Genomic DNA, 24108 nt, shown 5'->3' with positions numbered 1-24108 from the left:
TTCAAGCACAGTCCATGCCAGATGCGACGCAAATGCGTCTAGATTGCGGACTGATCCCCATCATCCTAAAGTGATCCACCATGTTCGAAGCGCACTTCCAAACATTCGAGGAGCCCGAGGCCGGCGTCGCATTGGCGGCGCGCCTCGCTGCGCTCCGCGAAGAACTCGCCCGCCGCAAGCTGACAGGGTTCGTGATCCCACGCGCCGACCAGCAGCAGAATGAATATGTGCCGCCGTCGGAAGAGCGGCTCGCCTGGTTGACCGGCTTCACTGGATCGGCTGGATTGGCGGTGGTGCTGACCCAGGAGGCCGCGATTTTCGTCGATGGCCGCTATACGCTCCAAGCCGCCAAGCAGGTCGATGCCAGGGCTTGGGCGGTGGAATCGCTGATCGATCCGCCGCCGGAGAGCTGGGTGTCGGCGCACTTGAAGCCCGGCGAGCGCCTCGGATTTGATCCATGGCTGCACACTTCTTCAGCAGCCGAGCGCCTGTCCGCTGCCTGCGGCAAGGCCGGCGCCGAGCTGGTTGCGGTCGACAACAATCCCGTCGACGCGATCTGGCAGGACCGACCGCAACCTCCCCTCGCGCCGGTGACCGTGCACGGAATGCAACATGCCGGTCTCACTGAAGCCGACAAGCTGACCCAGATCAGAGCCGAGATCGACAAGCTCGGCGTCGACGCGCTGGTGGTGTCGGACAGCCATGCCGTGGCCTGGACCTTCAACATCCGTGGCGCCGACGTTGCGCATACGCCGCTGCCGCTGTCCTACGCGCTGGTGCCGAAGGACGGACGGCCAACGATCTTCATCGACCAGCGCAAGCTCTCCAACAGCACGCGCGACCATCTCGAACAGTCCGCCGACGTCCGTGAGCCCGATGCGATGGCGCCGACGCTGATGGCGCTCGCCAAGAGCGGCGTCGCAATCGCGCTCGACAATGCCACCGCAGCCGACGCGCTCAGCCGGCTGATTGCAGGCGCCGGCGGCAAGCCGGTGCGCGGCAGCGACCCGATCGCGCTGCTCAAGGCGGTGAAGAACGCAACCGAGATCAAGGGCACGAAGACGGCACATGTGCGCGACGCCGTGGCGCTGGCGCGCTTCCTCGCGTGGATCGATCGCGAGGCACCGAGCGGCAAGCTCACCGAGATCGACGCGGTCGAGGCGCTGGAGACATTCCGCCGCGACACCGGTGCGCTGAAGGACGTCTCGTTCCCGACCATCTCGGGCACTGGCCCGAACGGCGCCATCGTGCACTACCGCGTCACCCGCAAGAGCAACCGCCGGATCGCCCCCGGCGACCTGCTGCTGATCGATTCCGGCGCGCAGTATGAAGACGGCACCACCGACGTCACCCGCACGATGGCCGTGGGCGAACCGACGGCGGAGATGCGCGACCGCTTCACCCGCGTCCTGCGCGGCCATATCGCGATTGCGCGCGCGGTCTTTCCCGACGGCACCACGGGCGCGCAGCTCGATACGCTCGCGCGGCAATATCTCTGGGCCGCCGGCGTCGATTTCGAGCATGGCACCGGCCACGGCGTCGGCAGCTATCTCTCGGTGCACGAGGGGCCAGCGCGGATCTCGAAGCTCGGCACCACGCCGCTGAAGCGCGGCATGATCCTGTCCAACGAGCCGGGCTACTATAAGACCGACGGTTTCGGCATCCGCATCGAGAACCTCGAACTGGTGGTCGCCGCCGACATCAAGAGTGCCGAGAAGCCGATGAATGCATTCGAGACGCTGACACTGGCGCCGATCGACCGCCGACTGATCGATGTGGCGATGCTGGCCAAAGACGAGCTCGATTGGCTCAATGCCTACCACGGCCGCGTCCGGACCGAGGTGCGGCCGGGGCTGGACGAAGCGACGAAGACCTGGCTCGATCAGGCGACGGCGGAGCTGAGGGCGTAATGCGCATGGCGCCGCACGCGCTACGCAACTCTCCTCGCCCCACCGAGCTGTCATGCCCCGCGAAGGCGGGGCATCCAGTACGCCGCGGCGTCTCCGCATAGCACGACTGCCTCTGGAATGCTGGATTCCCCGCCTTCGCGGGGAATGACAACTAGAGTGGCGCACGGGCAACGCGCCCAATCGATCGCGATCACCCTCACCATAACCCTCCCGGAATCCGTATAGCCGCATTCCGAAACACCGATATCCGCCTTGCGCGAGCAAGCTACAGTCCGACTCGCATTTTGAAGAGACGGATACGCATGCACGGCATGATCAGCAAGCCGCCGGGAGCGGCGACCCTCGCGACGTCGCGCTTGGTGCTGCTGCTCTTGGTGGTCATGACCGGGATCGCGCCGATCTCGCTCTACATGCTGGTTCCGGCACTGCCGGTGCTGGCGAGCAATTTCGGCAGCGACATCTCGATCGCGCAGATGACAGTGTCGCTCTACATGGTCGGCATCGCGCTGTCGCAGCTCATCATGGGGCCGCTGTCGGACAGGTTCGGCCGGCGCCCGGTGCTGCTTGGAGGGCTGGCGCTGATGATCGCGGCGAGCGTTGCCTGCATCTTCGCGCAAAATCTGCCGCAGTTGATCGCCGCGCGCTTCTTCCAGGCATTGGGCGGAGCCGCCGGCATGGTGGTGAGCCGCGCCATCATCCGCGACATCTATGAGCGCGACCGCGTCGCCTCGATGATCAGTCTCGTGGTCGCTGCTCTGATGATCGGACAGATGGTCTCCCCGCTCACCGGCGGCTTGATCGAGACCGCGTTCGGCTGGCGCGCGATCTTCTACGCCATCACGATCGCCGCGATCATCGTCGCCGTCGGCATCGCCGTCGCACTGCCCGAGACGCGCCGCACCCGTGCCGCCGGCAGCGGCTTTCGCCGCGACGTCGGCATCCTGATCCGCAACCGCGCCTTCGTGGGTTACGTGATGTGCCAGGTGCTGGCCTCGCAGATCATCTTCACCTTCGCCGGCGGCGGCCCCTATATCGTGGTGACGCAGATGGGCCGCAGCAGCGCGGAATACGGCGCATGGTTTGCGACGACGGGTTTCGCGTATCTTGTCGGCAATCTGCTTTGCGTGCGCTTTGCGCCGCGGCACTCGCTGGAGAAGCTGATCTGGTTCGGGCTTGCCCTCCAGCTCTGCGGCAGCCTGCTGAACCTATTATGGAGCTTCGCCGGCTGGAACGAAGCGCCCGGCTGGCTGTTCGGCACCCAGATGATCGTGATGGTCGGCAATGCCTTCGTGATGGCGAATTCGGCCGCCGGCGCCATCAGCATCCGTCCCGAAGCCGCCGGAACCGCCTCGGGCGCGATGGGCTTCCTTCAACAGGGTATCGGCGCACTGATGTCGCAATTCGGCGCCTATCTCGGCGGCCACTCCGCCACCACGCTGCCGCTGACCTCCGCGGTCCTCGCGATCTCGCTGCTCTGCGCCTGCATGATGATATTCGTCGTGCCCCACCGGGAGATGGTGGTGAGCGAGACCCTGATCGGGCAAGCGGAAGAGGAAGAGAGCGGGATGATGTGAGGGACGGCTTGCCGCCTCGCGGTCATCGCGAGCCGACGGTTCCGCGCGAAGCGCGGCCCGATGACTGGCTCCGCGAAGCAATCCAGACCGTCGCCGCGGAAAGACTCTGGATTGCTTCGCTGCGCTCGCAATGACGAAGAAAACCTCATTCGCCGATCAGCTTCAGCCACTCGTCCTCGGTCAGCACCTTGACGCCGTGCTTGTTGGCTTCCGCGAGCTTCGAGCCTGCGCCGGGACCGGCGACCACGAGATCGGTCTTCTTCGACACCGATCCCGACACCTTTGCACCCAGCCGCTCCGCGGTTGCCTTGGCCTCGTCACGCGTCATCTTTTCCAGCGAGCCGGTGAACACCACGGTCTTGCCGGCGACGGCCGAATTGCTCTTCGGCTTCTCGGCGTCGACGATCTCGACTTCCTTGGTCAGCCGCTCGACGATGCCGCGATTGTGGCTCTCGCCGAAATAGTCGGCGATGCTCTTGATCACGGTGTCGCCGATCTGGTCGAACGCGTCCATGTCCGCCATCGCCTCCTCGTCGCCCTTGGCGACCTTGAGGCAGGCGTCGTGAAAGGCGTCCCAGGAGCCGTAGCCGCGTGCGAGGGCCAGCGCCGTGGTCTCACCGACATGGCGCATGCCGAGCGCATAGACGAAGCGCTCCAGCGCGATTTTCCGGCGGCTCTCGATGGCGTCGAACAGATTTCGCACCGACGTCGCGCCGTAACCCTCGATCTCTTCAAGCTTGAGCTTTGAGTTGCGCTTCTCCAGCGTGAATATGTCGGCAGGCTCCTTCACCCATCCCTCGTCGAAGAAATACTGGAGCTGCTTCTCGCCGAGACCGTCAATGTCGAAGGCGCGGCGGGAGACGAATAGCTTGAGATGCTCGATCTTCTGATAGGGGCAGGCGAACTCGCCGGTGCAGCGGGCGCGCGAGCCCTCCTCGCCGGTCGCCGTCTCCTCACGCACGACGTCGGTGTGCAGCGGACACGGGCACTTCTTCGGGAAGTGAAATTCCTTGGCGGTCTTCGGCCGCTTGTCGAGGACGACATCGACCACCTGCGGGATGACGTCGCCGGCGCGTTGAATCACGACCGTATCGCCGATGCGGATGTCGCGGCCCTCGCGCAGCACCTCGCCCTTGTTGCCGATGCCCTTGATGTAATCCTCATTGTGCAGCGAGACGTTCTGCACGATCACGCCCCCGACACCGACCGGTTCGAGCTTGCCGACCGGCGTAAACGAGCCGGTGCGGCCGACCTGGATCTCGATGTCGCGCAGCACGGTCATGGCACGTTCGGCCGGGAATTTGTGCGCGATGCCCCAGCGCGGCGTGCGCGAGACGAAGCCGAGCCGTTCCTGCCAATCGATACGGTCGACCTTATAGACGACGCCGTCGATGTCGTAGTCGAGTTTTGCGCGCTGCTCCTCGATTGCGTGATGGAACGCCAGCAGCTCCTCGACGGAGTGACACAGCTTGGTCAGCGGATTGGTCTTGAAGCCGCAACGCTCGAACCAGGCGATCATGCCGCTCTGCGTGCCCTCGGGCATCGCGCTCATCTGGCCCCACGCATAGGCGAAGAAACCGAGCGGACGCGAGGCGGTGATGGTGGGGTCCTTCTGCCGCAAGGAGCCTGCGGCCGAGTTGCGCGGATTGGCGAAGACGGTGCCGCCCTCCGCCTTCTGCCGCTCGTTGAGCGCCAGGAACGCCATTTTGGTCATATAGACCTCGCCGCGCACCTCACAGATGTCGGGGACGTTGCGGCCCTTCAGCTTCTGCGGCACGTCTTCGAGCGTGCGGATGTTGGCGGTGACGTCCTCGCCCACCGCACCGTCGCCGCGGGTTGCGGCGGTGACGAGCTCGCCGCCCTCATAACGTAGTGACATCGAGAGACCGTCAATCTTCGGCTCGGCGGAGAAATTGACCTGATCGTCGTCGAGCTTCAGGAAGCGCACGATGCGGCCGACGAAGTCGCGCACGTCCTCTTCGGCAAAGGCGTTGTCGAGCGACAACATCGGGACGGCATGCCGCACCTTCCTGAAGCGGCCCGACGGCGCCGCGCCGATCTTCTGTGACGGCGATTCCGCGCTGACGAACTCCGGAAAGCGCTTTTCGATGGCATTGAGGCGCTGGCGCAGCGCGTCATATTCGGCGTCGCTGACGGTGGGCGCGTCCTCTTGATAGTAGCGCCTGTCGTGCTCGCCGAGCTCAAGCGCGAGCCGCATGTGCTCGACCTTGGCCTGCGCCTTGGTGAGCTCGGCGACGTCACGAAGCGGTGTTGCTTTGGATTTTGCTCTGACCATTATACTTAAGGTTGCGTCTCGTCGTTCCGGGATGGTCCGGAGGACCAGACCCGGAACCTCGAGATTCCGGGTTCGCACGTCGTGCGCCCCGGAATGACAGTGGGAGGGGCTCGTGGCTTATTACGTCTATATTCTAGCAAGCCGACGGGATGGGGCAATCTACGTCGGCATCACCAATGACCTTGTGCGTCGCGTCTATGAGCATCGAATCAAGGCGGTGCCGGGCTTCACGACCAAGTACAACATCACACGGCTGGTCGGTTTGAGACTTATGATGATCCAATAGCTGCAATCTCGCGCGAGAAAGAACTCAAGAAGTGGAAGCGGGTCTGGAAAACTCAGCTGATCAAGAAGGAGAATCCAAACTGGAATGATCTCTACGAGTCGATCTGCAAATGACGCGTCATTCCGGGATGGTCCGCAGGACCAGACCCGGAATCTCGAGATTCCGGTTCGGCTCTTCGAGCCGCCCCGGAATGACGGATAACTAAGCCGTCGCCGCCTTGAGCAGCCGTTCCGCGGCCGCCCTGGCTTCGGCCGTGATTTCCGCACCCGCCAGCATCCGCGCGATCTCCTCGCGGCGGTGATCGGCGGCCAGTGCGTTGACGCGGGTGGCGACGCGCTTGCCCTTGTCAAGGGCGTCCTTGGATATCAAGAGGTGCTGGTCGGCGCGGGCGGCGACCTGTGGGGCGTGGGTCACGGCCATCACCTGGACCTTGCCGGCAAGCCGCGCCAGACGGCCGCCGATGGCGTCGGCGACCGCCCCGCCAACGCCGGTGTCGATTTCGTCGAACACCAGGGTCGGCGCCGAGCCGCGATCTGACAGCACGACCTTAAGCGCCAGCAGGAAGCGCGAGAGTTCGCCGCCGGAGGCGACCTTCATCAGCGGACCCGGCTTGGTACCCGGATTGGTCTGCACCCAGAACTCGACGCGGTCGAAACCCTGCGGTCCCGGCGCGGCCTCGTCGGTCTCGACCTGAGTCATGAATTTTGCGCGTTCGAGCCTGAGCGGCGCGAGCTCGGCATTGACCGCCTTGTTGAGCTTCTCCGCCGATTTCTGCCGCGCCAGCGACAATTTCTTGGCGGCGGCCGCATAGCGCGCATCCGCCTCGATCGCGGCCTGCTCCAGCTTCTTCAGCTGCGAGGCACCGGCATCGATCAGCGCGACGTCGGCGGCATATTTGGCGGCAAGCGCGGCGAGCCCGTCGACCGGCGTCGAATATTTGCGTGACGCCGCACGCAAAGCGAAGAGCCGCTCCTCGATGCGCTCGAGCTCGGCGGGATCGAAATCGGTTGCCGCCAAGGCCGCCTGAAGGTGCTGGTCGGCTTCCTCCAGCGCGTTGATCGCGGCGTCGATCGCTTTCACCGCGGGCTCGACCAGCGCCGGCGAGTTGACGCCGCGGCGCTCCAGCCGTCGCACCGCGGCGGACAGCGCCGCGACCGGCGAATGATTGCCGCCAACCGCCTCCTGCGCCTCGCGCAAATCGGAGGCAATCTTCTCGCCCTGCATCATGGTGGTGCGGCGCGAAGCCAGCGATGTCTCTTCGCCGTCCTTGGGCGCGAGCTGCTTCAGCTCGTCGGAGGCATGGCGCAGATAATCTGCCTCGCGGGCGGCGCGCTCCATGCCGGCGCGGTGCTCCTCAAGCCCGGTGTTGGCGGTGCGGCGCGCGTCCCATAGCATCTCGACCGCGGCGACGTCCTTTTCGAGGCCGGCGAAAGCGTCGAGCAGGCGACGATGGGTGGCGGCATCGACCAGCGCACGCTCATCGTGCTGGCCGTGGATCTCGACCAGGGCGGCGCCCACCGCCTTCAGTGTCTGCACGCTGATCGACTGGTCGTTGATGAAGGCACGGGTGCGGCCATCGGCGAGCTGCACGCGGCGGAGAATCATCTCACCGGTATCGTCCAAGCCGTTCTCGGCCAGGATCTTCGTCGCGGGGTGATTTTTGGGGACATCGAACACGGCGGTGACCTGCCCCTGCTCCGCACCGTGGCGCACGAGGCCGGCGTCGCCGCGGCCGCCGAGCGCCAGCGCAAAGGCATCGAGCAGGATGGATTTGCCCGCACCGGTCTCGCCGGTCAAAACCGCAAGGCCGGTGGCGAATTCGATATCGAGCCGTTCGATCAGGACGATGTCACGGATCGACAGACGCGCCAGCATGGAACCAAATTTCCTAGCCGAGACCCATCTTCTTGAAGGTCCGGCTGATCCAAGACCCCTGATTCTCGCTCGGTTCGAGACCGCCGGATTTTACAAGATTATAGGCGTCCTTGTACCAGCGGCTATCAGGAAAATTGTGCCCGAGCACGGCCGCCGCGGTCTGCGCCTCGCCGACGATGCCGATCGCCATATAGGCCTCGGTGAGCCGGAACAACGCCTCCTCGACGTGGCGGGTGGTCTGGTACTGCGTGACGACGGTCTTGTAGCGGTTGATCGCAGCCGTGTAGTCGCGCTTCTGCGCGTAATAGCGGCCGACATTCATTTCCTTGCCGGCGAGCTGGTCGCGCGCGCCCTCGATCTTGGCCTTGGCCGAGGTGGCGTATTCCGAGTTCGGATATTTGCGCACTACCTCTTCCAGCGCGGCAATGGCCTTCTCGGTGCGGGCTTGGTCGCGGCTGATGTCCGGGATCTGGTCGTAATGCGAGGCGGCGATCAGGTATTGTGCATAGGCCGCGTCCGGGCTGCCGGGATGCAGCGTGACATAGCGGGTGGCGGCGCCGATGCAGCCGTCATAGTCGCCGCCCTGGTAGGACGCGTAGGCCGACATCAGCAGCGATTTGCGGGCCCATTCGGAATAAGGATGCTGGCGGTCGACCTCTTCGAACTTCTTGGTCGCCGCCTTCATGTCCTTCTTCTCGTTCATGAGGTACAGGCCCTCATTGTAGATCTTGTCGGCGGGCTCCTCGACGAAGGTGTCGTCCTTGGCGGTGAACTTGTCCCAGAGTGCGCCGGTGCCGCAGCCGGCCAGCGGCAGCGCGAGCAGGATGAAGGTGACGGCGTGAAGCAGGCCGCGGGCTCGAGACGAGACCGGGAGATATCCGCGCGTCATACGCTGTGCCGACATGAGTTTTGCCTTGACGCCCTGTGATGCGGTGCCCGCCAGCCCATGACCCCCGTCATGGGCGCGAAATGTGACCGTGGTGCCTGCCATACGACCACGCCGATCTATCCGAAAAACGATCGTTACCAACCGGATAGGCAGGCATTTCGCCCGGATTAAGGCGAACGTGCCGCAATGCTAGTCGATCATGGTTACCAGGAATTTCCCGGGGTCGGTCGCAAGCCGTGGCTGCGACAACAGGTCTGTCAGGACACGTCCGGCCCGTAGGCTGCGGCGATCCGGCCGCCGACGATACCGCGACCAACTTCGCCCTGCGGACGCGTGGTGCGGCGGGCCGTTTCGCCTTCGACCACCCGCCAGGCGGTACGGTCGGCCAGCAGCGCGGTCAGGACGGCATGGTTGAGCTTGTGGCCGCCACGCACCGAGCGGTAGGCGCCAAGCAGCGGCAGCCCGGCCAGCGCGAGGTCGCCGATCACATCCAGCACCTTGTGGCGGGCACATTCGTCGGCATAGCGCAGGCCCTCGGTATTGAGCAGCCGCTCGTCGTCGAACACGACGGTATTGTCGAAGGAGGCGCCGAGGGCATAACCCGCGCTCCAGAGCCGCGCGACATCGCCCATCAGCCCGAAAGTCCGGGCCCGGCCGACTTCGCGGCGGAAACGTTCGGGGCTGAGGTCGAAGGCGTAGCTCTGCTGGCCGATGACGGGGTTGGTGAAGTCGATCTCGACCTCGGTGCGGAACCCATTGGCGTAGGGCCTGATCTCGCCGAAGGAGTCGCCGATCTTCACCGAGATCGGCTTCAAAACCTGAATGAAGCGGCGCTGGGCCGATTGGGTGACGATGCTGGCCTGGTCGATCGCGGCAATGAAGGCGGCGGCACTGCCGTCCATGATCGGCACTTCGGACCCGTCGATCTCGATCGTGGCATTGTCGACACCCATCCCGCGCAGTGCAGCAAGCACATGCTCGGCGGTGGAGACCAGCGGGCCGTCGCGATCGCCGAGGACGGTGGCGAAGTCGGTCGCGATCACCTGCTCGGCGGTCGCTTGAACTTCGCGGTCACTTCCCTCAAGCCCGGTGCGGACAAAAACAAAGCCCGCGTCGACAGGCGCAGGCCCAAGCGTGAGAGTGACGGGAAGACCGGAATGAACGCCCACGCCTGCCACCGAGGCTTGCGCACGAAGCGTTGTTTGCCGGCTAAATTTCATCAGGAACCCGCCCCACTACGACCACCGCGACTTATACGAGACCCGCCCGGCCGGCCAGTGCCGACGTCCCGCGAATCCGTATCCCCAAGTCACGGGCAAACCATAGTCACTGCCCCAAACAGCGCCAACTCACGCTTTTTTACCGATTGTTACCCCAAACCCGCCGTATTCGCGCCAAGGCTTAACCAAATTGCACTGAGGTCTGGGGGCCGTCATAGGCAGTTTCACTGAACCATCAACTGCGGAATTAATGATTTAAAATCAGCTACTTAGTCGCGCAATCCGGGCATGGACGGGACAAAAGAAAAGGTCCCGGCAAACGGGTTGCCGGGACCTTTTTTCGTCTGGCTCGGTGTAACAATCCTCAGGTCGCCTGCCGCCGCAGGAAGGCCGGGATATCAAGATGGTCGTCTCCCTGTGGCGCCGGCGCAACAGGCGCGGGACGACCGTGCATGTCCAAGCCCTGCGGCGCCGGACGGCGGGCATACTCCGATACCGGCTCGCTCGTCGCGATCTGCTGCGCGACGGTCTTCTGCGGTCGGCGCTCGGGCAGCGGTGGCATCGCGGGACCAGCGGTGCGGGCGGCGATCGGCGCTTCGCTCTCCTCGTCGCGACGGCCGAGGCCGACATTGGCGAGACGCTGGAGCAGCGACAGACGGCTCTTCTGGGGGGTCTCTTCCTCGACCTCGCCGCGGGCCTGGCGAATCTCGGCTTGGGCCGGCATCGGCAGTTCCTCAAGGCGCGGCATCCGCGGCGCGCGAACCGGCGGGCGCTCGGCCTGTGGCGGGATGAAGTTTTCGGGCGTCATCGGCTCCTGCATCGCGATCGGGGCCTGCTCCGGCTCCGGGAACAGGGTCGGCTTCTGCGCGATCGGGCGCACGGTGACATCGCCGTAGGTCTGCACCGGCGCGGGCGCCTGCGGGACGTCCGCGACGGCGGCGGCGATGGCGGCGAGCGCAGCGCGCTCGACGTTCTGACGGGGCGCGGCACCGGCCGGAGCCGGCGCGGCCGCCGGGGCCTGCGCGTCGAGCTTCTGGGCGCGTTCGGCAAGACGCTGATTGTCGGCACGGAGCCGCGCGGTCAAATCGGCAAGACGGCTCTCGGCAGCGACGGCCGGAGCAGCGGCGGCCTGCTGTGCCTGCGGAGCCGGGTTCGCGACAGGAGCGGAGGTCGCCTGGCTGTTGCGGGCGATCGCGGCCTGCTCGATGCCGGTGGCAACGACCGAGACGCGGATCAGACCATCGAGCGCTTCGTCGAAGGTCGCGCCGACGATGATGTTGGCGTCCTGGTCGACCTCCTCGCGGATGCGGGTCGCGGCCTCGTCGACCTCGAACAGAGTGAGGTCCTTGCCGCCGGTGATGGAGATGAGGAGGCCCTTGGCGCCCTTCATCGAGCTATCGTCGATCAGCGGATTGGCGATGGCAGCTTCTGCGGCGGTCAGCGCGCGCTTGTCGCCCGACGCCTCGCCGGTGCCCATCATCGCCTTGCCCATCTCGCGCATGACGGCGCGGACGTCGGCGAAATCGAGATTGATCAGGCCTTCCTTGACCATCAGGTCGGTGATGCAGGCAACGCCGGAATAGAGCACCTGATCGGCCATCGCGAAGGCGTCGGCGAAGGTGGTCTTCTCGTTGGCGACCCGGAACAGGTTCTGGTTCGGGATGATCAGGAGCGTGTCCACGACCTTGTGCAGCTCGTTAATGCCCGCCTCGGCGGTGCGCATGCGGCGGCCGCCCTCGAAGTGGAACGGCTTGGTCACGACGCCGACGGTGAGAATGCCCATGTCGCGCGCGGTCTTGGCGATCACGGGTGCAGCGCCGGTGCCGGTGCCGCCGCCCATGCCGGCAGTGACGAACACCATGTTGGCGCCCGAGAGATGGTCGCGCAGTTCGTCGATCACCTCTTCCGCCGCCGCGGCGCCGACGTTCGGCTGCGAGCCGGCGCCGAGGCCTTGGGTGACCGCCGTGCCCATCTGCACGATGCGCTGCGCTTTCGACATCGTCAGCGCCTGCGCGTCGGTGTTGGCGACCACGAAGTCGACGCCCTGGAGGCCCGCCGTGATCATGTTATTGACGGCATTGCCGCCGGCGCCGCCGACGCCGAACACGGTGATCCGGGGCTTCAGTTCGTGAATATCAGGAACATTGATGCTGATGGTCATGGTTGCTGCCTCTCGATCACGCGCGCGTGGGTTCGCCCCGGCCGGCGGCCGCGGGAGTTGGTGAAAATCGACAATTGCGGAAAGCAGTCATCAGAAGCCCTCGCGTAGCCATCGTCCGACCTTTCCGAAGTATCCGCCGGTCCCTGTCTTGACCTGCTGCCGCGTATGCCGCGGTTCGACATGTTCGAGGTGAACATATTGCGGGTAGACGAGAAGTCCGGCCGGCACCGCGAACGCGGCGTTCTTCGCCTCGTTGGGCAGCCGACCGAAGCCGAGCGGACGTCCGACCCGCACGGGCCGGCCGAGAATTTGGGTGCCGAGCTCGACGAGGCCGGTCAGCTGCGAGGCGCCGCCCGAGAGCACGACGCGGCCGTTGGGCTCTGAGGCGAAAGGCGAATCCTTCAGCTTGTCCCGAACCATTTCGAAGACTTCCTCGGCACGGTGCTTGACGATGTTGGCGATCGTGGCGCGGGAGACGATCTGCGGCAGATCCTGCTCGTCACCGGCTGTCGGCACAGACATCAGCTCACGCGAGTCCGATCCGCCGGTGATAACGGTCCCGTATAACGTCTTGATTCGCTCGGCATCGGCAATGGTCGCGGAGAGTCCGCGCGCAAGATCCATCGTGATGTGTTGCCCGCCGACCGCAAAACCGGCCGCATGCACGAAACGGCCGCCGGAATAGACGGCGATCGTGGTGGTGCCTGCGCCCATCTCGACCACGGCAGCGCCGAGATCGGCCTCGTCATCGGTCAGCACCGACAGGCCGGCGACATAGGGGCTTGCCGCCATGGCTTCGACATTGATGTGGCAGCGCTCCACTGCCAGCATCAGGTTCCGCGCCACGGTGGCGTCGCAGGTGACGACATTCATGTCGACGCCGAACTGGTGCGCGACCATGCCACGGGGATCGCGGATGCCCTTGACGCCGTCGAGGGTGTAGCCGACCGGGAGCGCGTGCAGCACGGTGCGGCCTTCGCCCGTGGCATGGCGCATGCCGGTCGAGGTGACGCGGCTGACATCGGCCGGGGTCACAGCGCCGCCTCGGATGTCGGCGGCAGCCTCGACCAGCTGGCCGGAGAGCCGGCCGCCGGAGACCGACAGCAGCACGGACTCGACCCGCACCTTGGCCATCGTCTCCGCGAGCCCGACGGCCTGTCGCACCGCCTGCTCGCATTCGGTCAGGTCGATCACCGCGCCGGCCTTCATGCCGCGCGACTGGATCTGGCTGTAGCCGATCAATTCCACGGCATGGGTGCGGCCGCGCAACGCCTCGCTCGGCGGCGACGGCTTCAGCCGCGCGATCATGCAGGCGATCTTGCTGGTGCCGATATCGAGGCAGGCGACGATGCCGCCGCGTTTGTGCGGCATCGGGCGTGTCTTCGGCGTCTGGGTGCGATCGAGACCGGTCATGCGGAATCCCCGGCCTTCTTTTTCTTCTTGTCCTTGAACTGCTCCTCGCGCGCCTTGGCGGCGTCGTCGGACAGCTGCACCACCAGACGATCAGGCAGGCGCATGTCGACAGCGACGATGTCGCGGGAGAACAGCCTGTCCTCCTTGTCGAGCTTGGACAGCATCGCGAGCGCGTTGCCGACGTCCTGCTCGGGCAGGCGGATGTCGAGACCGTCCTTGAGCCTCAGATTCCAGCGCCGCTCGCCGACATAGATCGCGGCTTTCGTCACCGAATTGACCTGCGGATAACGCGCCAGCAGGGCGAGGAAATCGCGAGCCTGCGCCTCGGCGCCCTTGCCGACCACGAGCGGCAGCGACAGGAAGCGGCGCGAGACATAGGGTTCGAGCACGGCGCCGTCATCGGCGATTACGGAGAGCCGGCCGGCCTCCTGCCACAGCGCGAACGGCTTACGTTCGGTGAGCTCGATCATGAGCTGGCCCGGATAGAGCTTCAGTACGGTCGCGTCCGCAATCCAGGGATTGGCCTTGAGCTTGTCGCGCACCGCCTCGGCGTCGAGGAACAGCAGCGAGGAGCGACCACTGACGCCGCCAATCGCGAGGATCTCGTCCTGGGTCAGCTGCTTGCGGCCGTTGATCACGACGGAGGTGATGCGGAAGCCGGCGGAATTGGCTAGCGCGTTGCGGGCATCGTTCACCGCGGTGATGAAATCCTGGAGATGGCCGCCCTTGACGATGCCGAAGCCGCAGCTTCCGATCAGGAGCAGCACGGTCATGCTGATCCCGACCCGGCGCGGCAGATAGCGCTCGACGAGCGCGACCACACGCGGCGGCGGCTCGCGCTCGACGACGGCCTTCACCCTGGCCTTGGTCTTGATCTTGTCCTTGGCGGCGGCGCGCGCCTCGGCGTGCTTGTCCTGCACCCACTCGCGCAGAAGCACGACCGCTCCGATAGCGGCCGCTTTCAGGTCAGCTTGGGGCCTCAGCGATCTCAGAAGCGACCGGGTGAGGCTTCCTGCACCATCCATTGCACGAGCTCAACAGTTTGCCCGCGACATCGCGCGGATCCTGGCGAACATGACGTCTCGGGCCTGCCGGACCGGGAGGCTGGTCTTCAGAAGAAAACCTCTCCCCTTCAAAGCGTTCGCTGGAGGTGACATCACCCGCAACAGCTCACGCGCCGGCAACCAAAGCGCCATATGCGCCGCCAGCGTTAACCTTCGGACGTCCTGGTAAACAAAAGGTAAAATTCGTTAACGCGGGATGCTTTTTGCCTCGCGATGTGAGGCATTTATGCCGCGATGTCCGGCATTTTGCCGGCTTTCGGCCCCAAATCGGGTCGTTTCGGCGGTTCGGCCGTTAACCAGTCCTAATTATTTCCGGGCCCGCCGCTCGGCGAGCTCGATCAGGCCGCGCAGGAAGTCGACGAACGCGATGCCCTCGGCCTTCAACGCCTTGGGGTAGAGTGAAGAGTTGGTCAACCCGGGGAGCGTGTTGGTTTCGAGATAGACGAGGCCCTTGTCCGAGACGATGAAGTCCGAGCGGGAATAGCCATCACAGGACATCGCCCGATGCGCCAGCATCGCCTGCTCCCTCAGCGCAGCGGTGATCTCGGGTGCAAAACGGCCCGGGCAGATCTCCTGGGTCGACTTCGAAAGATATTTCGCGGCGTAGTCGAAATTGCCCTCGCCCGGAATGATCTCGATCGGCGGCAGCGCGATGATCGAGCCATCGGTGCGCTCCAGCACGCCGCAGGTCGCCTCGACGCCGGCGACGTAGGGCTCGATGACGTACTCTTCGTGCTTCGCCGCGTTGCGGACCGCGACGAGATCCTGCTTGGCGTTGACGAAGATCAGGCCGTAGCTCGATCCGTCGCGCGCCGGCTTTGCGATCAGCCGGCCGTATTCGGCGAAAGCCTCGTCGATGTTGTCGAGCGCAACGTTGGCCGGCGGCGTCACGCCGCCGAGCGCAGCAAACCGCTTGGCCGCGATCTTGTCGAAAGCGAGATGCGAGGAGGCCGAGCCCGATCCGGTGAAGGCCACGCCGCGCGCCTCGCACATCAGCTGCAATTCGCCGTTCTCGGCACGCCCGCCATGCAGGCCGAGCACCAGCACCCGGCCTTCCGCCTTGGCCTGGTCGAGCGCCTGCGCCAGCGGAATGCCGCGCGTACCGGGCTTGAACTCGTCCTCGAACGGACGGGCATGGTCGAGCAACTGCTTCGACTGCACGACATGCACCTTGTCCTCGACATCCCACCACCACAGATCGGCCTCGGGCAGCGCCTGGTGCAGCGCCTGGGCCGAGGCGACCGAAACCAGACGTTCGCGGTTGGAGCCGCCGAAGAGGATGGTGATGCGCATGGTGTCTCGTCGCCTCTGTCTTTTTGTCATTCCGGGGCGCGCAAAGCGCGAACCCGGAATCTCGAGGTTCCGGGTTCGGCGCCGCGCACCGCCCCGGAACGACAATTATACGGAAACCCCGATCCGCTTGATTTCCCAGTGTAGCTCAATTCCGGAATTCGCCTTCACGCGTTCGCGCACGGTCTCGCCCAGAGTCTCGATATCGTGCGCGGTGGCCTCGCCGGTGTTGATTAGGAAATTGCAGTGCATCTCCGAGACCTGCGCTCCGCCGACGCGCAAGCCCCGGCAGCCGGCCGCGTCGATCAGCTTCCAGGCGGAATGGCCGGGCGGATTCTGGAAGGTCGAGCCGCCGGTCTTCTCGCGGATCGGCTGCGCGGTCTCGCGATGGCTCTGCACCTCCGCCATGCGCGCGCGGATCGCATCGGTATCCCTGATCTCGCCGCCAAATCGCGCGGAGGTGAAGATGATGGACGGATCGACCCCGCTGTTGCGGTAGGCGAATTTCATCTCGGCATTGGAGAAGACATGCTTCGTGCCGTCGCGGCCGACGCCTCGCGCCTCGATCAGCACGTCCTTGGTCTCTCCGCCATTGGCTCCCGCATTCATGCGCAGCGCGCCGCCGATGGTGCCGGGAATGCCGAAATAGAATTCGAGGCCGCCGATATTGGCGGCGGCCGCGACTTCCGCCACGCGCTTGTCGAGTGTCGCCGCACCCGCGGTGACGACATCGCCGCTCGCGCTCGTCTCGCCGAAGGCGCGCGGTGCAAGACGAATCACCACGCCCGCAATACCGCCATCGCGCACAATAAGGTTGGAGCCGACGCCGACGACATAGACCGGAATGTCGGTAGCGAGATGCGCAAGAAAGTAAGCGAGGTCGTCTTCATCCGCCGGCGTGAACAGCACCTGCGCGGGACCGCCGACGCGAAACCAGGTGAGTTCGGCCAGCGACTGATTGGCGAGCAGCCGACCGCGCAGTTGCGGCATCGCGGCTCTGAGTGAGGGCGTGATGTCGGGAAATTCCACCGCCCTACCCCAGCGCCTTCAACTCATCCGGCAAGGAATATGCCCACTGTGTGATGTTGCCGGCGCCAAGGCACACGACGAGATCGCCTGATTTCGCCAATCCCTTGACGATGCCGGCGAGTTCCGACGCCGCCGGCAGCGGAATCGCCTCGCGGTGGCCGTGGGCGCGCAGGCCTTCGACGAAATGGTCGCGATCGATGCCTTCGATCGGCGCCTCGCCGGCGGCATAGACGTCGGCGACGATCACCGCATCCGCATCGTTGAAGCAGGTGCAGAATTCCTCGAACAACGATTGCAGGCGGGTGTAGCGATGCGGCTGCACCACGGCGATTACCTTGCCGGTGTAGGAATCGCGCGCCGCTTTCAGCACGGCGGCAATCTCGACCGGGTGATGGCCGTAATCGTCGATGACGGTGACGCCGTTCCACTCGCCGGTCTTGGTGAAGCGCCGCTTAACGCCGCCAAAGGCTGCGATGGCACTGCGGATCTTGTCATCGGGAACACCGAGCGTGTGCGCGACCGCAATTGCCGCCGCCGCATTCGAGGCGTTGTGCCGGCCCGGCATCGGCAGCGCGAGGTCGGCGATCTCGTGCACAGCCCCGCTCTTGCGGTCGCGGATCACGACCTTGAATTTCGAGCCGCCGCCGCCCGCCGTGAGGCCGACCAGCCGCACGTCGGCTTGCGGATTCTCGCCGTAAGTGATGATGCGACGATCCTCGATCCTGCCGACGAGGCTCTGCACCACGGGATGATCGATGCACATCACGGCAAAGCCATAAAACGGCAGGTTCTCGACGAAATGACGGAACGCATCCTGCACGGCATCGAAGGTCTTGAAGTGATCAAGATGCTCGGGGTCGACATTGGTGACGATGGCGACATCGGTCGGCAGCTTCAGGAACGTGCCGTCGCTCTCGTCGGCTTCCACCACCATCCAGTCGCCGGCGCCAAGACGTGCGTTGGATCCGTAAGCATTGATGATGCCGCCGTTGATCACGGTCGGATCGAGCCCGCCGGCATCGAGCAGCGCTGCGACCATCGTGGTCGTCGTGGTCTTGCCGTGGGTGCCGGCAATCGCGACGCAGCTCTTCAGCCGCATCAGCTCGGCCAGCATCTCGGCGCGACGCACCACGGGAATGCGCCGCTCGCGCGCAGCCATCAGCTCCGGATTGTCGCGCTTGATCGCGGTGGAGACCACAACGACCTCGGCGCCGTCGACGTTCTCGGCCTTGTGGCCGACCGAGACTTTCGCGCCCTTCTTGCGCAGACGGTCGAGATTGTAATTGTCGGCGGCGTCGGAACCCTGCACGGCATAGCCGAGATTGATCAGCACCTCGGCGATGCCGCTCATGCCGATCCCGCCAATCCCGACGAAGTGGATGGGTCCGATCTCGCGCGGCAGTCTCATGCTCTGTTCCCTGACCTCGCCGCCCGCGAAGGCGGCATCTGGCGAAGGTCACGGCCAAATCAGCCGCGCGCCTTTCCTACTGGATGCCCCGCTTTGGAAGGCGATGACAAGGGCTTTTTCGCGTCAGATTCCCGCGACTTTGACCACCAGATCGGCGAGCCGCTCAGCCGCATCGAGCCGGCCCGCGCTGCGGGCCGCTTCGGCCATGGCAGCAAGACGCCCCGGCTCGGCGGCGAAGGCGGAGATTTCGGCGGCAAGGCGATCCGAGCTGAACTCGGTCTGCGGGATGCGGATGGCGCCATCGACCTTCGCCAGCACGCCGGCATTGGCGAACTGGTCCTGGTCGATCGAGCCGGGGAGCGGCACCAGGATCGAGGGCCGCCCGATCGCGGCAAGCTCGGCGACCGTACCCGCGCCGGAACGCGACACCACCAGATGGTTGGAGGCGAGCCGTGCCGGCAGATCCGTGAAGAAGGGTGCGAGCTCGGCCTTGATCTTGAGCTTGTCGTAAACCGCGCGAACGCGATTCATGTCCTCCTCGCGCACCTGCTGGGTGAGGACGAGGCGGCTCCACAGCGCAGGCTCGAGCCGCTCGATCGCGCCCGGCACGATGTCGGCCATGATGCGCGCGCCCTGGCTGCCGCCGACGACGAGCAGGCGCAGCGGGCCGCTCACTTCAGGCGCGACATATTTCACCGCTGCAGCCGCGAGGATCGCGGGCCGCATCGGCGTGCCGACCGTCGTGGTCTTGCCCGATAGCGCCGGATCGCGGTCGAGCACGCCGGGCAAGGACGTCGCGATGGCGCGGACGCGGCTCGACAGGAACCGGTTGGCGCGGCCGAGCACAGCGTTGGCGTCGTGGATGATGCCGGGCACGCCGGCGAATTTTGCCGCAACCAACGGCGGCAACGTCGGATAGCCACCAAAGCCGACGACGGCAACGGGCTTCAATCGCTTGATCAGAGTGTAGGCGGAAAGCGTGCCGGCGGCGAGCGTGAGGCCGGCATAGGCAAGCTGGAACGGATTGCGACCGCGCGCAGTCTCGCTGCTCACCACGTCGATCATGTCCTTGCTGAAGAGGCCGCTATAGCGCAGTGCGCGCTCGTCAGTGACGAGGCGGACGCGAAAGCCGCGCCGGATCAATTCGACGCCGAGCGCCTCGGCCGGGAACAGATGGCCGCCGGTGCCGCCCGCGGCGAGAAGAATCAGGGGGGACGTGTCCATAACTGCCCTTTTACAAGTCCTCCGCTGTCATTGCGAGCGCAGTCGGCCGGACTACCAGTTCCTCATCCTGAGGAGCGCGGAACGCGCATCTCGAAGGATGAAGGCCCGACCGGTGGCCGCGCCCTTCGAGACGCTGCGCGAAGCGCGGCTCCTCGGGCTGAGGATCACGCGTAGCTGCGCATGGCCTCGGCGTGGCCGCTTGCCTCAACCTCGGTGCGCGGACGCAGCCGCGTCAGCGCCAGCATCATGCCGACGCCATACGCCAGCGACACGATCGAGGAGCCGCCATAGGAGATGAACGGCAGCGTCATGCCCTTGGCAGGGATGAGCTGGAGATTGACGGACATGTTGATCGCCGCCTGCACGCCGAACAGGATGGCAAGGCCAGAGGCCGCAAAGCGCGAGAACATGTCCTCATTGGCATAGGCGCGCGACAGCGTGCGGATGACGACGAAAGCGAACAGCGCCAGCATGGCCAGGCACAGAATGATGCCGAACTCTTCGGCGGCGACCGCGAACACGAAATCGGTATGGCTGTCCGGCAGGCTGCGTTTTGCTATGCCCTCGCCCGGTCCGAGCCCGAACCAGCCACCATTGTAGAAGGCTTCCATGGCAGTATCGACCTGGAAGGTGTCGCCAGAGGCCGGGTTCATGAAGCGCCTGATGCGACCCGCTACATGGGGAACAAAAAGGTAGGCGCTGAACAGGCCGGCCGCGCCCAGGCCTGCAAGCCCGAACACCCAGACCATGCGCATGCCGGCGATGAAGAACAGCGAGCCCCACACCATCAGGATCAGCATGGTCTGGCCGAAATCCGGCTCCATCACCAGCAGCGCGACCAGCATCAAGAGCAGCACCAGCGCCATCGAGGTCGCCGGCATCTCCGGCCGCCTGGTCGATTCCGCGAACAGCCAGGCGGCGATGACGACGAACGACGGCTTTGCGATCTCGGAGGCCTGGATGTTGACGCCGAGCAGCGTGATCCAGCGCCGCGAGCCCTTCACCTCCGGGCCGATAGCGAGCGTGAGCACGATCAGGATGATGCTCGCTGCGAAGATGATCAGGGCCGAGCGGCGGATCGCCCGCGGCGAGAGGAAGGAGACGCCGACCAGCACCAGGCAGGACGGCGCCAGGAACAACACATGACGGCCGAAGAAATGGAAGGGATCGAGGCCGATGCGGGTCGCAACCGGCGGACTCGCCGCCAGCGACAGGATCACCCCGGTCAGCATCAGCGCCAGGATGGCGCCCATCAGCGGCTTGTCGACGGTCCACCACCACTCGGAAAAGGGGGTGCGTTCTTCACGGGAGAGCATGGGCGGCCGCTTTCGGACAGAGATAGTCCATTGGTCGCCGAGGTTGGTTACCGGGGGGTTAATGGAAGTGGATGAAGTTGTGAACAGTCTCGTGCCCCGGACGCAGCGCAGCGCGCCGCCTCTTCGCGGCGTGGTGCGCTGCTGAGCCGGGGCCCAGCGGCTTGTGGGTCCCGGCTCTGCGGAGCGTCACTTCGTGCCGCACCGCGTCCGGGACACGATAGCGCTACTCGTAATTGATCGTGATGTCCCCCGCGCGCTGATCGCGCTTGTAGACCTGGTTTGGACCGGGAATGAAACCGATCCTGACAGCCCGCTCATTACTCCAGGCGACGACGGGATCAAGGTGCCCGCGCACACTAAGAAACGTCGGCGTACTCTCAGGCGAGAACGTCCGACCGCGAGCCACGATGCTGGCCTGCGTGCTGTCGGGTACCGTGGCTCCGCACTCCTTCCAGACCACGACAACCAGCTTACTGCCGCTGGGGGAAGCGAACGACGCGGCACGCGCCGAATCCGCTCATGACGTTGTCAATGAGGACAGCAAAGAAGAAACCCGCGGCGACCGGGACAGCAAGAGCAGCGACGATAATTCCAGTCCAGCGTCGCCGCGACATCCTCACACCACCGGCTTCACGCCCGGCAGCGCCTGCACCAGTTCGCGGAACTTGGTGCCGCGGATCTCGAAATTGCGGTACTGGTCGAAGGAAGCGCAGGCGGGCGACAGCAGCACGACTGCGTCGGTGAGCCCTGAGGCTTCCGCATCGCGCGCGGCATGCTCGACCGCGACGTCCAGCGTCTGGCTGATCTCGTGCGCAACCTCGCGGCCGAGCGTGCCGGAGAATTCCTGCGCGGCCTCGCCGATCAGATAGGCCTTGCGGATACGCGGGAAGAAGGAGGTCAGGCTGGTGATGCCACCCGCCTTCGGCTTGCCGCCGGCGATCCAGAAGATGTCGGCGAAGGACGACAACGCGTGCGCGGTGGCGTCGGCGTTCGTTCCTTTGGAGTCGTTGACGAACAGCACGTTACCGCGGCGACCGACCTGCTCCATGCGGTGCGCAAGGCCGGGAAAGCTGCGCAGGCCGTTCTGGAGCACATCAAGATTGATGCCCATCGCGAGCGCAGCGGCCGCGGCGCAGGCCGCGTTCTGCGCATTGTGCTGGCCACGCAGCGACCCGATACCGCCGAGCGCAGCGACTTCGCTGCGGGCGCCACCCGAGGTGCGCACGATGTTCCCGTGCTCGACATGGATGCCGCTCGCCAGCGGGTTCTTGACGGAGATACGCACTACGTTCTTGCCGGCGCGGTCGAGCCGGTCGGCGATGTCGCGGCAAAACCCATCGTCGACGCCGACGATCGCGGTGCCGCCCGCCTGCACACCGGCGACGAGACGCTCCTTCACCGCGGCGTAATGCGCAATCGTGCCGTGGCGGTCGATGTGGTCCTCGCTGACATTGAGCAGGATGCCGACGGAAGGATCGAGCGAGGGCGCGAGGTCGATCTGGTAGGAGGACATCTCGATGACGTGGACGCGGCCCATGCGCGGCGGCTGCAGCGACAGGATCGCGGTGCCGATATTGCCGCCCATCTGGGTGTCGTAGCCGGCCACTTTCGTCAGGTGCGCGATCAGCGCCGTCGTGGTCGACTTGCCATTGGTGCCGGTGATGGCGACGAACGGGGCATCCGGCGCGTGGCGGCGCCGCTCGCGGCAGAACAGCTCGATGTCGCCGATCACCTCAATGCCGGCCTCGCGCGCCTTCAAGACGCTCCAATGCGGCACCGGATGGGTCAGCGGCACGCCGGGCGCGAGCACCAATGCGGCAAAACTCGCCCACGAGATGTTGCGCAAATCCGCGGTGACGAAGCCGGCTTGCGCCGCCTTGGCGATGTTCTCGGCATTGTCGTCGGCGGCGATCACCTCGGCGCCACCGGCTTTCAACGCATGGCAGGAGGCGAGCCCCGAACCGCCGAGGCCGAACACAGCGACAGTCTTGCCGGCAAAGGACGTGACCGGAATCATCGATCCATCACCGCAGCTTCAGCGTCGACAGGCCGGCGAGCGCCAGCATCACCGAGATGATCCAGAAGCGGATCACGATCTGCGGCTCGGTCCAGCCGAGCTGCTCGAAATGGTGATGGATCGGCGCCATCCTGAAGATGCGTTTTCCCGTGAGCTTGAACGACACCACCTGCACGATGACGGAGACCGCCTCCAGCACGAACAGGCCACCGATCACCGCGAGCACGATCTCGTGCTTCACCGCCACCGCGATGGCGCCGAGCATGCCGCCGAGCGCGAGCGAGCCGGTGTCGCCCATGAAGATCGAGGCTGGCGGTGCGTTGAACCAGAGGAAGCCGAGACCGGCGCCCAGCAATGCGCCGCAGAGCACCGCGAGCTCGCCGGTACCGGCGACATATTTGATCTGGAGATAGTCGGCGAACACGGCGTTGCCGGCGAGATAGGCGATCATCGCAAAGCTCGCCGTCGCGATCATCACCGGCACGATGGCAAGCCCGTCGAGGCCGTCGGTGAGGTTCACGGCGTTGCCGGCACCGACAATGACGAAGGCGCCGAACACGACGAAGAACCAGCCGAAATGCAGCACGGTGTCTTTCAGGAACGGAATCGTCAGCGCGGTCGACGCCGGATCGCGATTCAGCCGCACCAGCGCGTAGCAGGCAACCAGCGCGATCACCGCCTCGATCAATAGGCGAAGCTTGCTGCCGAACCCGGTCGTGGTCTGCTTGGTCACCTTGAGGTAATCGTCATAGAAACCGACGAAGCCGAAACCGAGCGTCACCGCCAGCACGATCCAGACATAGGGGTTGAGCGGATTGGCCCACAGCACGGTACCGACGGTCAGGCCGGACAGGATCATCAGCCCGCCCATGGTGGGCGTGCCCTTCTTGGCGAGGTGCGATTGCGGACCGTCGGTGCGGATCGGCTGGCCCTTGCCCTGACGGATGCGCAAATGATCGATGATCCAGGGACCGAACAGGAACACGAACAGCGCGCCGGTGACGATGGCGCCGCCGGTGCGGAAGGTGATATAGCGGAAGACGTTCAGGAAGGTGCGAAACGCACCGAATCCCGGAAATGTGTTGGAGAGCTCGATCAGCCAGTAAAACATTCAGACGGTCCTATGACGCCTTTGC

Annotated in this window: 16 protein-coding genes and 1 pseudogene; 3 read left to right on the top strand and 14 right to left on the bottom strand. The window is 65.3% G+C overall.

Features of this window, described 5'->3' with window-relative positions; translation table 11 throughout:
* Positions 1 to 80: 80 nt before the first annotated feature.
* On the top strand, positions 81 to 1910 hold the full coding sequence (locus IVA92_RS29450; RefSeq protein ID WP_247278478.1) for an aminopeptidase P family protein: 1830 nt from the start codon (positions 81 to 83) through the stop codon (positions 1908 to 1910).
* 302 nt (positions 1911 to 2212) lie between these two features.
* Complete coding sequence (locus IVA92_RS29445; protein ID WP_247278477.1) at positions 2213 to 3484, top strand: multidrug effflux MFS transporter; 1272 nt, start codon at positions 2213 to 2215, stop codon at positions 3482 to 3484.
* A gap of 145 nt (positions 3485 to 3629) precedes the next feature.
* Here IVA92_RS29445 and ligA read toward each other — a convergent pair whose 3' ends face one another.
* A complete protein-coding gene (gene ligA / locus IVA92_RS29440; protein WP_247278476.1) occupies positions 3630 to 5780 on the bottom strand; it encodes an NAD-dependent DNA ligase LigA in 2151 nt (716 codons plus the stop codon).
* A gap of 112 nt (positions 5781 to 5892) precedes the next feature.
* Between ligA and IVA92_RS29435 the strand changes: the two are divergent.
* Positions 5893 to 6179: pseudogene (locus IVA92_RS29435) on the top strand (GIY-YIG nuclease family protein).
* A gap of 88 nt (positions 6180 to 6267) precedes the next feature.
* Here IVA92_RS29435 and recN read toward each other — a convergent pair.
* The 13 genes from recN to mraY all read right to left on the bottom strand — a co-directional run bounded on the left by recN (position 6268) and on the right by mraY (position 24083).
* On the bottom strand, positions 6268 to 7941 hold the full coding sequence (gene recN, locus IVA92_RS29430; RefSeq protein WP_247278475.1) for a DNA repair protein RecN: 1674 nt from the start codon (positions 7939 to 7941) through the stop codon (positions 6268 to 6270).
* Between the two features lie 13 nt (positions 7942 to 7954).
* Positions 7955 to 8845: an outer membrane protein assembly factor BamD gene (locus IVA92_RS29425; protein ID WP_247278474.1), complete on the bottom strand. Its 891-nt coding sequence runs from the start codon at positions 8843 to 8845 to the stop codon at positions 7955 to 7957.
* 242 nt (positions 8846 to 9087) lie between these two features.
* A complete protein-coding gene (lpxC, locus tag IVA92_RS29420; protein WP_247278473.1) occupies positions 9088 to 10050 on the bottom strand; it encodes a UDP-3-O-acyl-N-acetylglucosamine deacetylase in 963 nt (320 codons plus the stop codon).
* Between the two features lie 364 nt (positions 10051 to 10414).
* Positions 10415 to 12211 (bottom strand): cell division protein FtsZ, encoded by a 1797-nt coding sequence (gene ftsZ, locus IVA92_RS29415; RefSeq protein WP_247278472.1) that lies wholly within the window; start codon positions 12209 to 12211, stop codon positions 10415 to 10417.
* A gap of 90 nt (positions 12212 to 12301) precedes the next feature.
* Positions 12302 to 13624: a cell division protein FtsA gene (gene ftsA / locus IVA92_RS29410; RefSeq protein ID WP_247278471.1), complete on the bottom strand. Its 1323-nt coding sequence runs from the start codon at positions 13622 to 13624 to the stop codon at positions 12302 to 12304.
* Complete coding sequence (locus tag IVA92_RS29405; protein WP_247278470.1) at positions 13621 to 14649, bottom strand: cell division protein FtsQ/DivIB; 1029 nt, start codon at positions 14647 to 14649, stop codon at positions 13621 to 13623. Before IVA92_RS29405 ends, ftsA begins: the two co-directional genes overlap by 4 nt.
* Positions 14650 to 14994: 345 nt before the next feature.
* Complete coding sequence (locus IVA92_RS29400) at positions 14995 to 15981, bottom strand: D-alanine--D-alanine ligase (protein WP_247278469.1); 987 nt, start codon at positions 15979 to 15981, stop codon at positions 14995 to 14997.
* A 105-nt stretch (positions 15982 to 16086) separates the two neighbouring features.
* On the bottom strand, positions 16087 to 17007 hold the full coding sequence (murB, locus tag IVA92_RS29395; protein ID WP_247278468.1) for a UDP-N-acetylmuramate dehydrogenase: 921 nt from the start codon (positions 17005 to 17007) through the stop codon (positions 16087 to 16089).
* Positions 17008 to 17011: 4 nt separating this feature from the next.
* The gene (murC, locus tag IVA92_RS29390; RefSeq protein WP_247278467.1) at positions 17012 to 18415 is read right to left on the bottom strand and encodes a UDP-N-acetylmuramate--L-alanine ligase; all 1404 of its coding nucleotides are present in this window, start codon (positions 18413 to 18415) and stop codon (positions 17012 to 17014) included.
* Positions 18416 to 18538: 123 nt separating this feature from the next.
* Complete coding sequence (gene murG / locus IVA92_RS29385) at positions 18539 to 19639, bottom strand: undecaprenyldiphospho-muramoylpentapeptide beta-N-acetylglucosaminyltransferase (RefSeq protein ID WP_247278466.1); 1101 nt, start codon at positions 19637 to 19639, stop codon at positions 18539 to 18541.
* Positions 19640 to 19803: 164 nt separating this feature from the next.
* Positions 19804 to 20955 (bottom strand): putative lipid II flippase FtsW, encoded by a 1152-nt coding sequence (gene ftsW, locus IVA92_RS29380; protein WP_247278465.1) that lies wholly within the window; start codon positions 20953 to 20955, stop codon positions 19804 to 19806.
* Positions 20956 to 21571: 616 nt separating this feature from the next.
* Entirely contained in the window at positions 21572 to 22972 is a 1401-nt protein-coding gene (murD, locus tag IVA92_RS29375) for a UDP-N-acetylmuramoyl-L-alanine--D-glutamate ligase (RefSeq protein ID WP_247278464.1), read from the bottom strand.
* A gap of 7 nt (positions 22973 to 22979) precedes the next feature.
* Positions 22980 to 24083: a phospho-N-acetylmuramoyl-pentapeptide-transferase gene (gene mraY / locus IVA92_RS29370; protein ID WP_247278463.1), complete on the bottom strand. Its 1104-nt coding sequence runs from the start codon at positions 24081 to 24083 to the stop codon at positions 22980 to 22982.
* Positions 24084 to 24108: the final 25 nt, after the last annotated feature.

The sequence above is a fragment of the Bradyrhizobium sp. 154 genome (genome assembly GCF_023073875.1).
GTDB lineage: Bacteria > Pseudomonadota > Alphaproteobacteria > Rhizobiales > Xanthobacteraceae > Bradyrhizobium.
This window is presented reverse-complemented; position numbering and strand designations above follow the sequence as displayed.

What these genes read in the sequence shown, in the direction of transcription:
- ftsW (WP_247278465.1), bottom strand. Translation starts at nt 20,955, where the DNA reads ATGCTCTCCCGTGAAGAACGCACCCCCTTTTCCGAGTGGTGGTGGACC.
- ftsA (WP_247278471.1), bottom strand. Translation starts at nt 13,624, where the DNA reads ATGACCGGTCTCGATCGCACCCAGACGCCGAAGACACGCCCGATGCCG.
- murD (WP_247278464.1), bottom strand. Translation starts at nt 22,972, where the DNA reads ATGATTCCGGTCACGTCCTTTGCCGGCAAGACTGTCGCTGTGTTCGGC.
- IVA92_RS29445 (WP_247278477.1), top strand. Translation starts at nt 2,213, where the DNA reads ATGCACGGCATGATCAGCAAGCCGCCGGGAGCGGCGACCCTCGCGACG.
- ligA (WP_247278476.1), bottom strand. Translation starts at nt 5,780, where the DNA reads ATGGTCAGAGCAAAATCCAAAGCAACACCGCTTCGTGACGTCGCCGAG.
- IVA92_RS29425 (WP_247278474.1), bottom strand. Translation starts at nt 8,845, where the DNA reads ATGTCGGCACAGCGTATGACGCGCGGATATCTCCCGGTCTCGTCTCGA.
- murG (WP_247278466.1), bottom strand. Translation starts at nt 19,639, where the DNA reads ATGGACACGTCCCCCCTGATTCTTCTCGCCGCGGGCGGCACCGGCGGC.
- murC (WP_247278467.1), bottom strand. Translation starts at nt 18,415, where the DNA reads ATGAGACTGCCGCGCGAGATCGGACCCATCCACTTCGTCGGGATTGGC.
- ftsZ (WP_247278472.1), bottom strand. Translation starts at nt 12,211, where the DNA reads ATGACCATCAGCATCAATGTTCCTGATATTCACGAACTGAAGCCCCGG.
- recN (WP_247278475.1), bottom strand. Translation starts at nt 7,941, where the DNA reads ATGCTGGCGCGTCTGTCGATCCGTGACATCGTCCTGATCGAACGGCTC.
- IVA92_RS29450 (WP_247278478.1), top strand. Translation starts at nt 81, where the DNA reads ATGTTCGAAGCGCACTTCCAAACATTCGAGGAGCCCGAGGCCGGCGTC.
- lpxC (WP_247278473.1), bottom strand. Translation starts at nt 10,050, where the DNA reads ATGAAATTTAGCCGGCAAACAACGCTTCGTGCGCAAGCCTCGGTGGCA.
- mraY (WP_247278463.1), bottom strand. Translation starts at nt 24,083, where the DNA reads ATGTTTTACTGGCTGATCGAGCTCTCCAACACATTTCCGGGATTCGGT.
- IVA92_RS29405 (WP_247278470.1), bottom strand. Translation starts at nt 14,649, where the DNA reads ATGGATGGTGCAGGAAGCCTCACCCGGTCGCTTCTGAGATCGCTGAGG.
- IVA92_RS29400 (WP_247278469.1), bottom strand. Translation starts at nt 15,981, where the DNA reads ATGCGCATCACCATCCTCTTCGGCGGCTCCAACCGCGAACGTCTGGTT.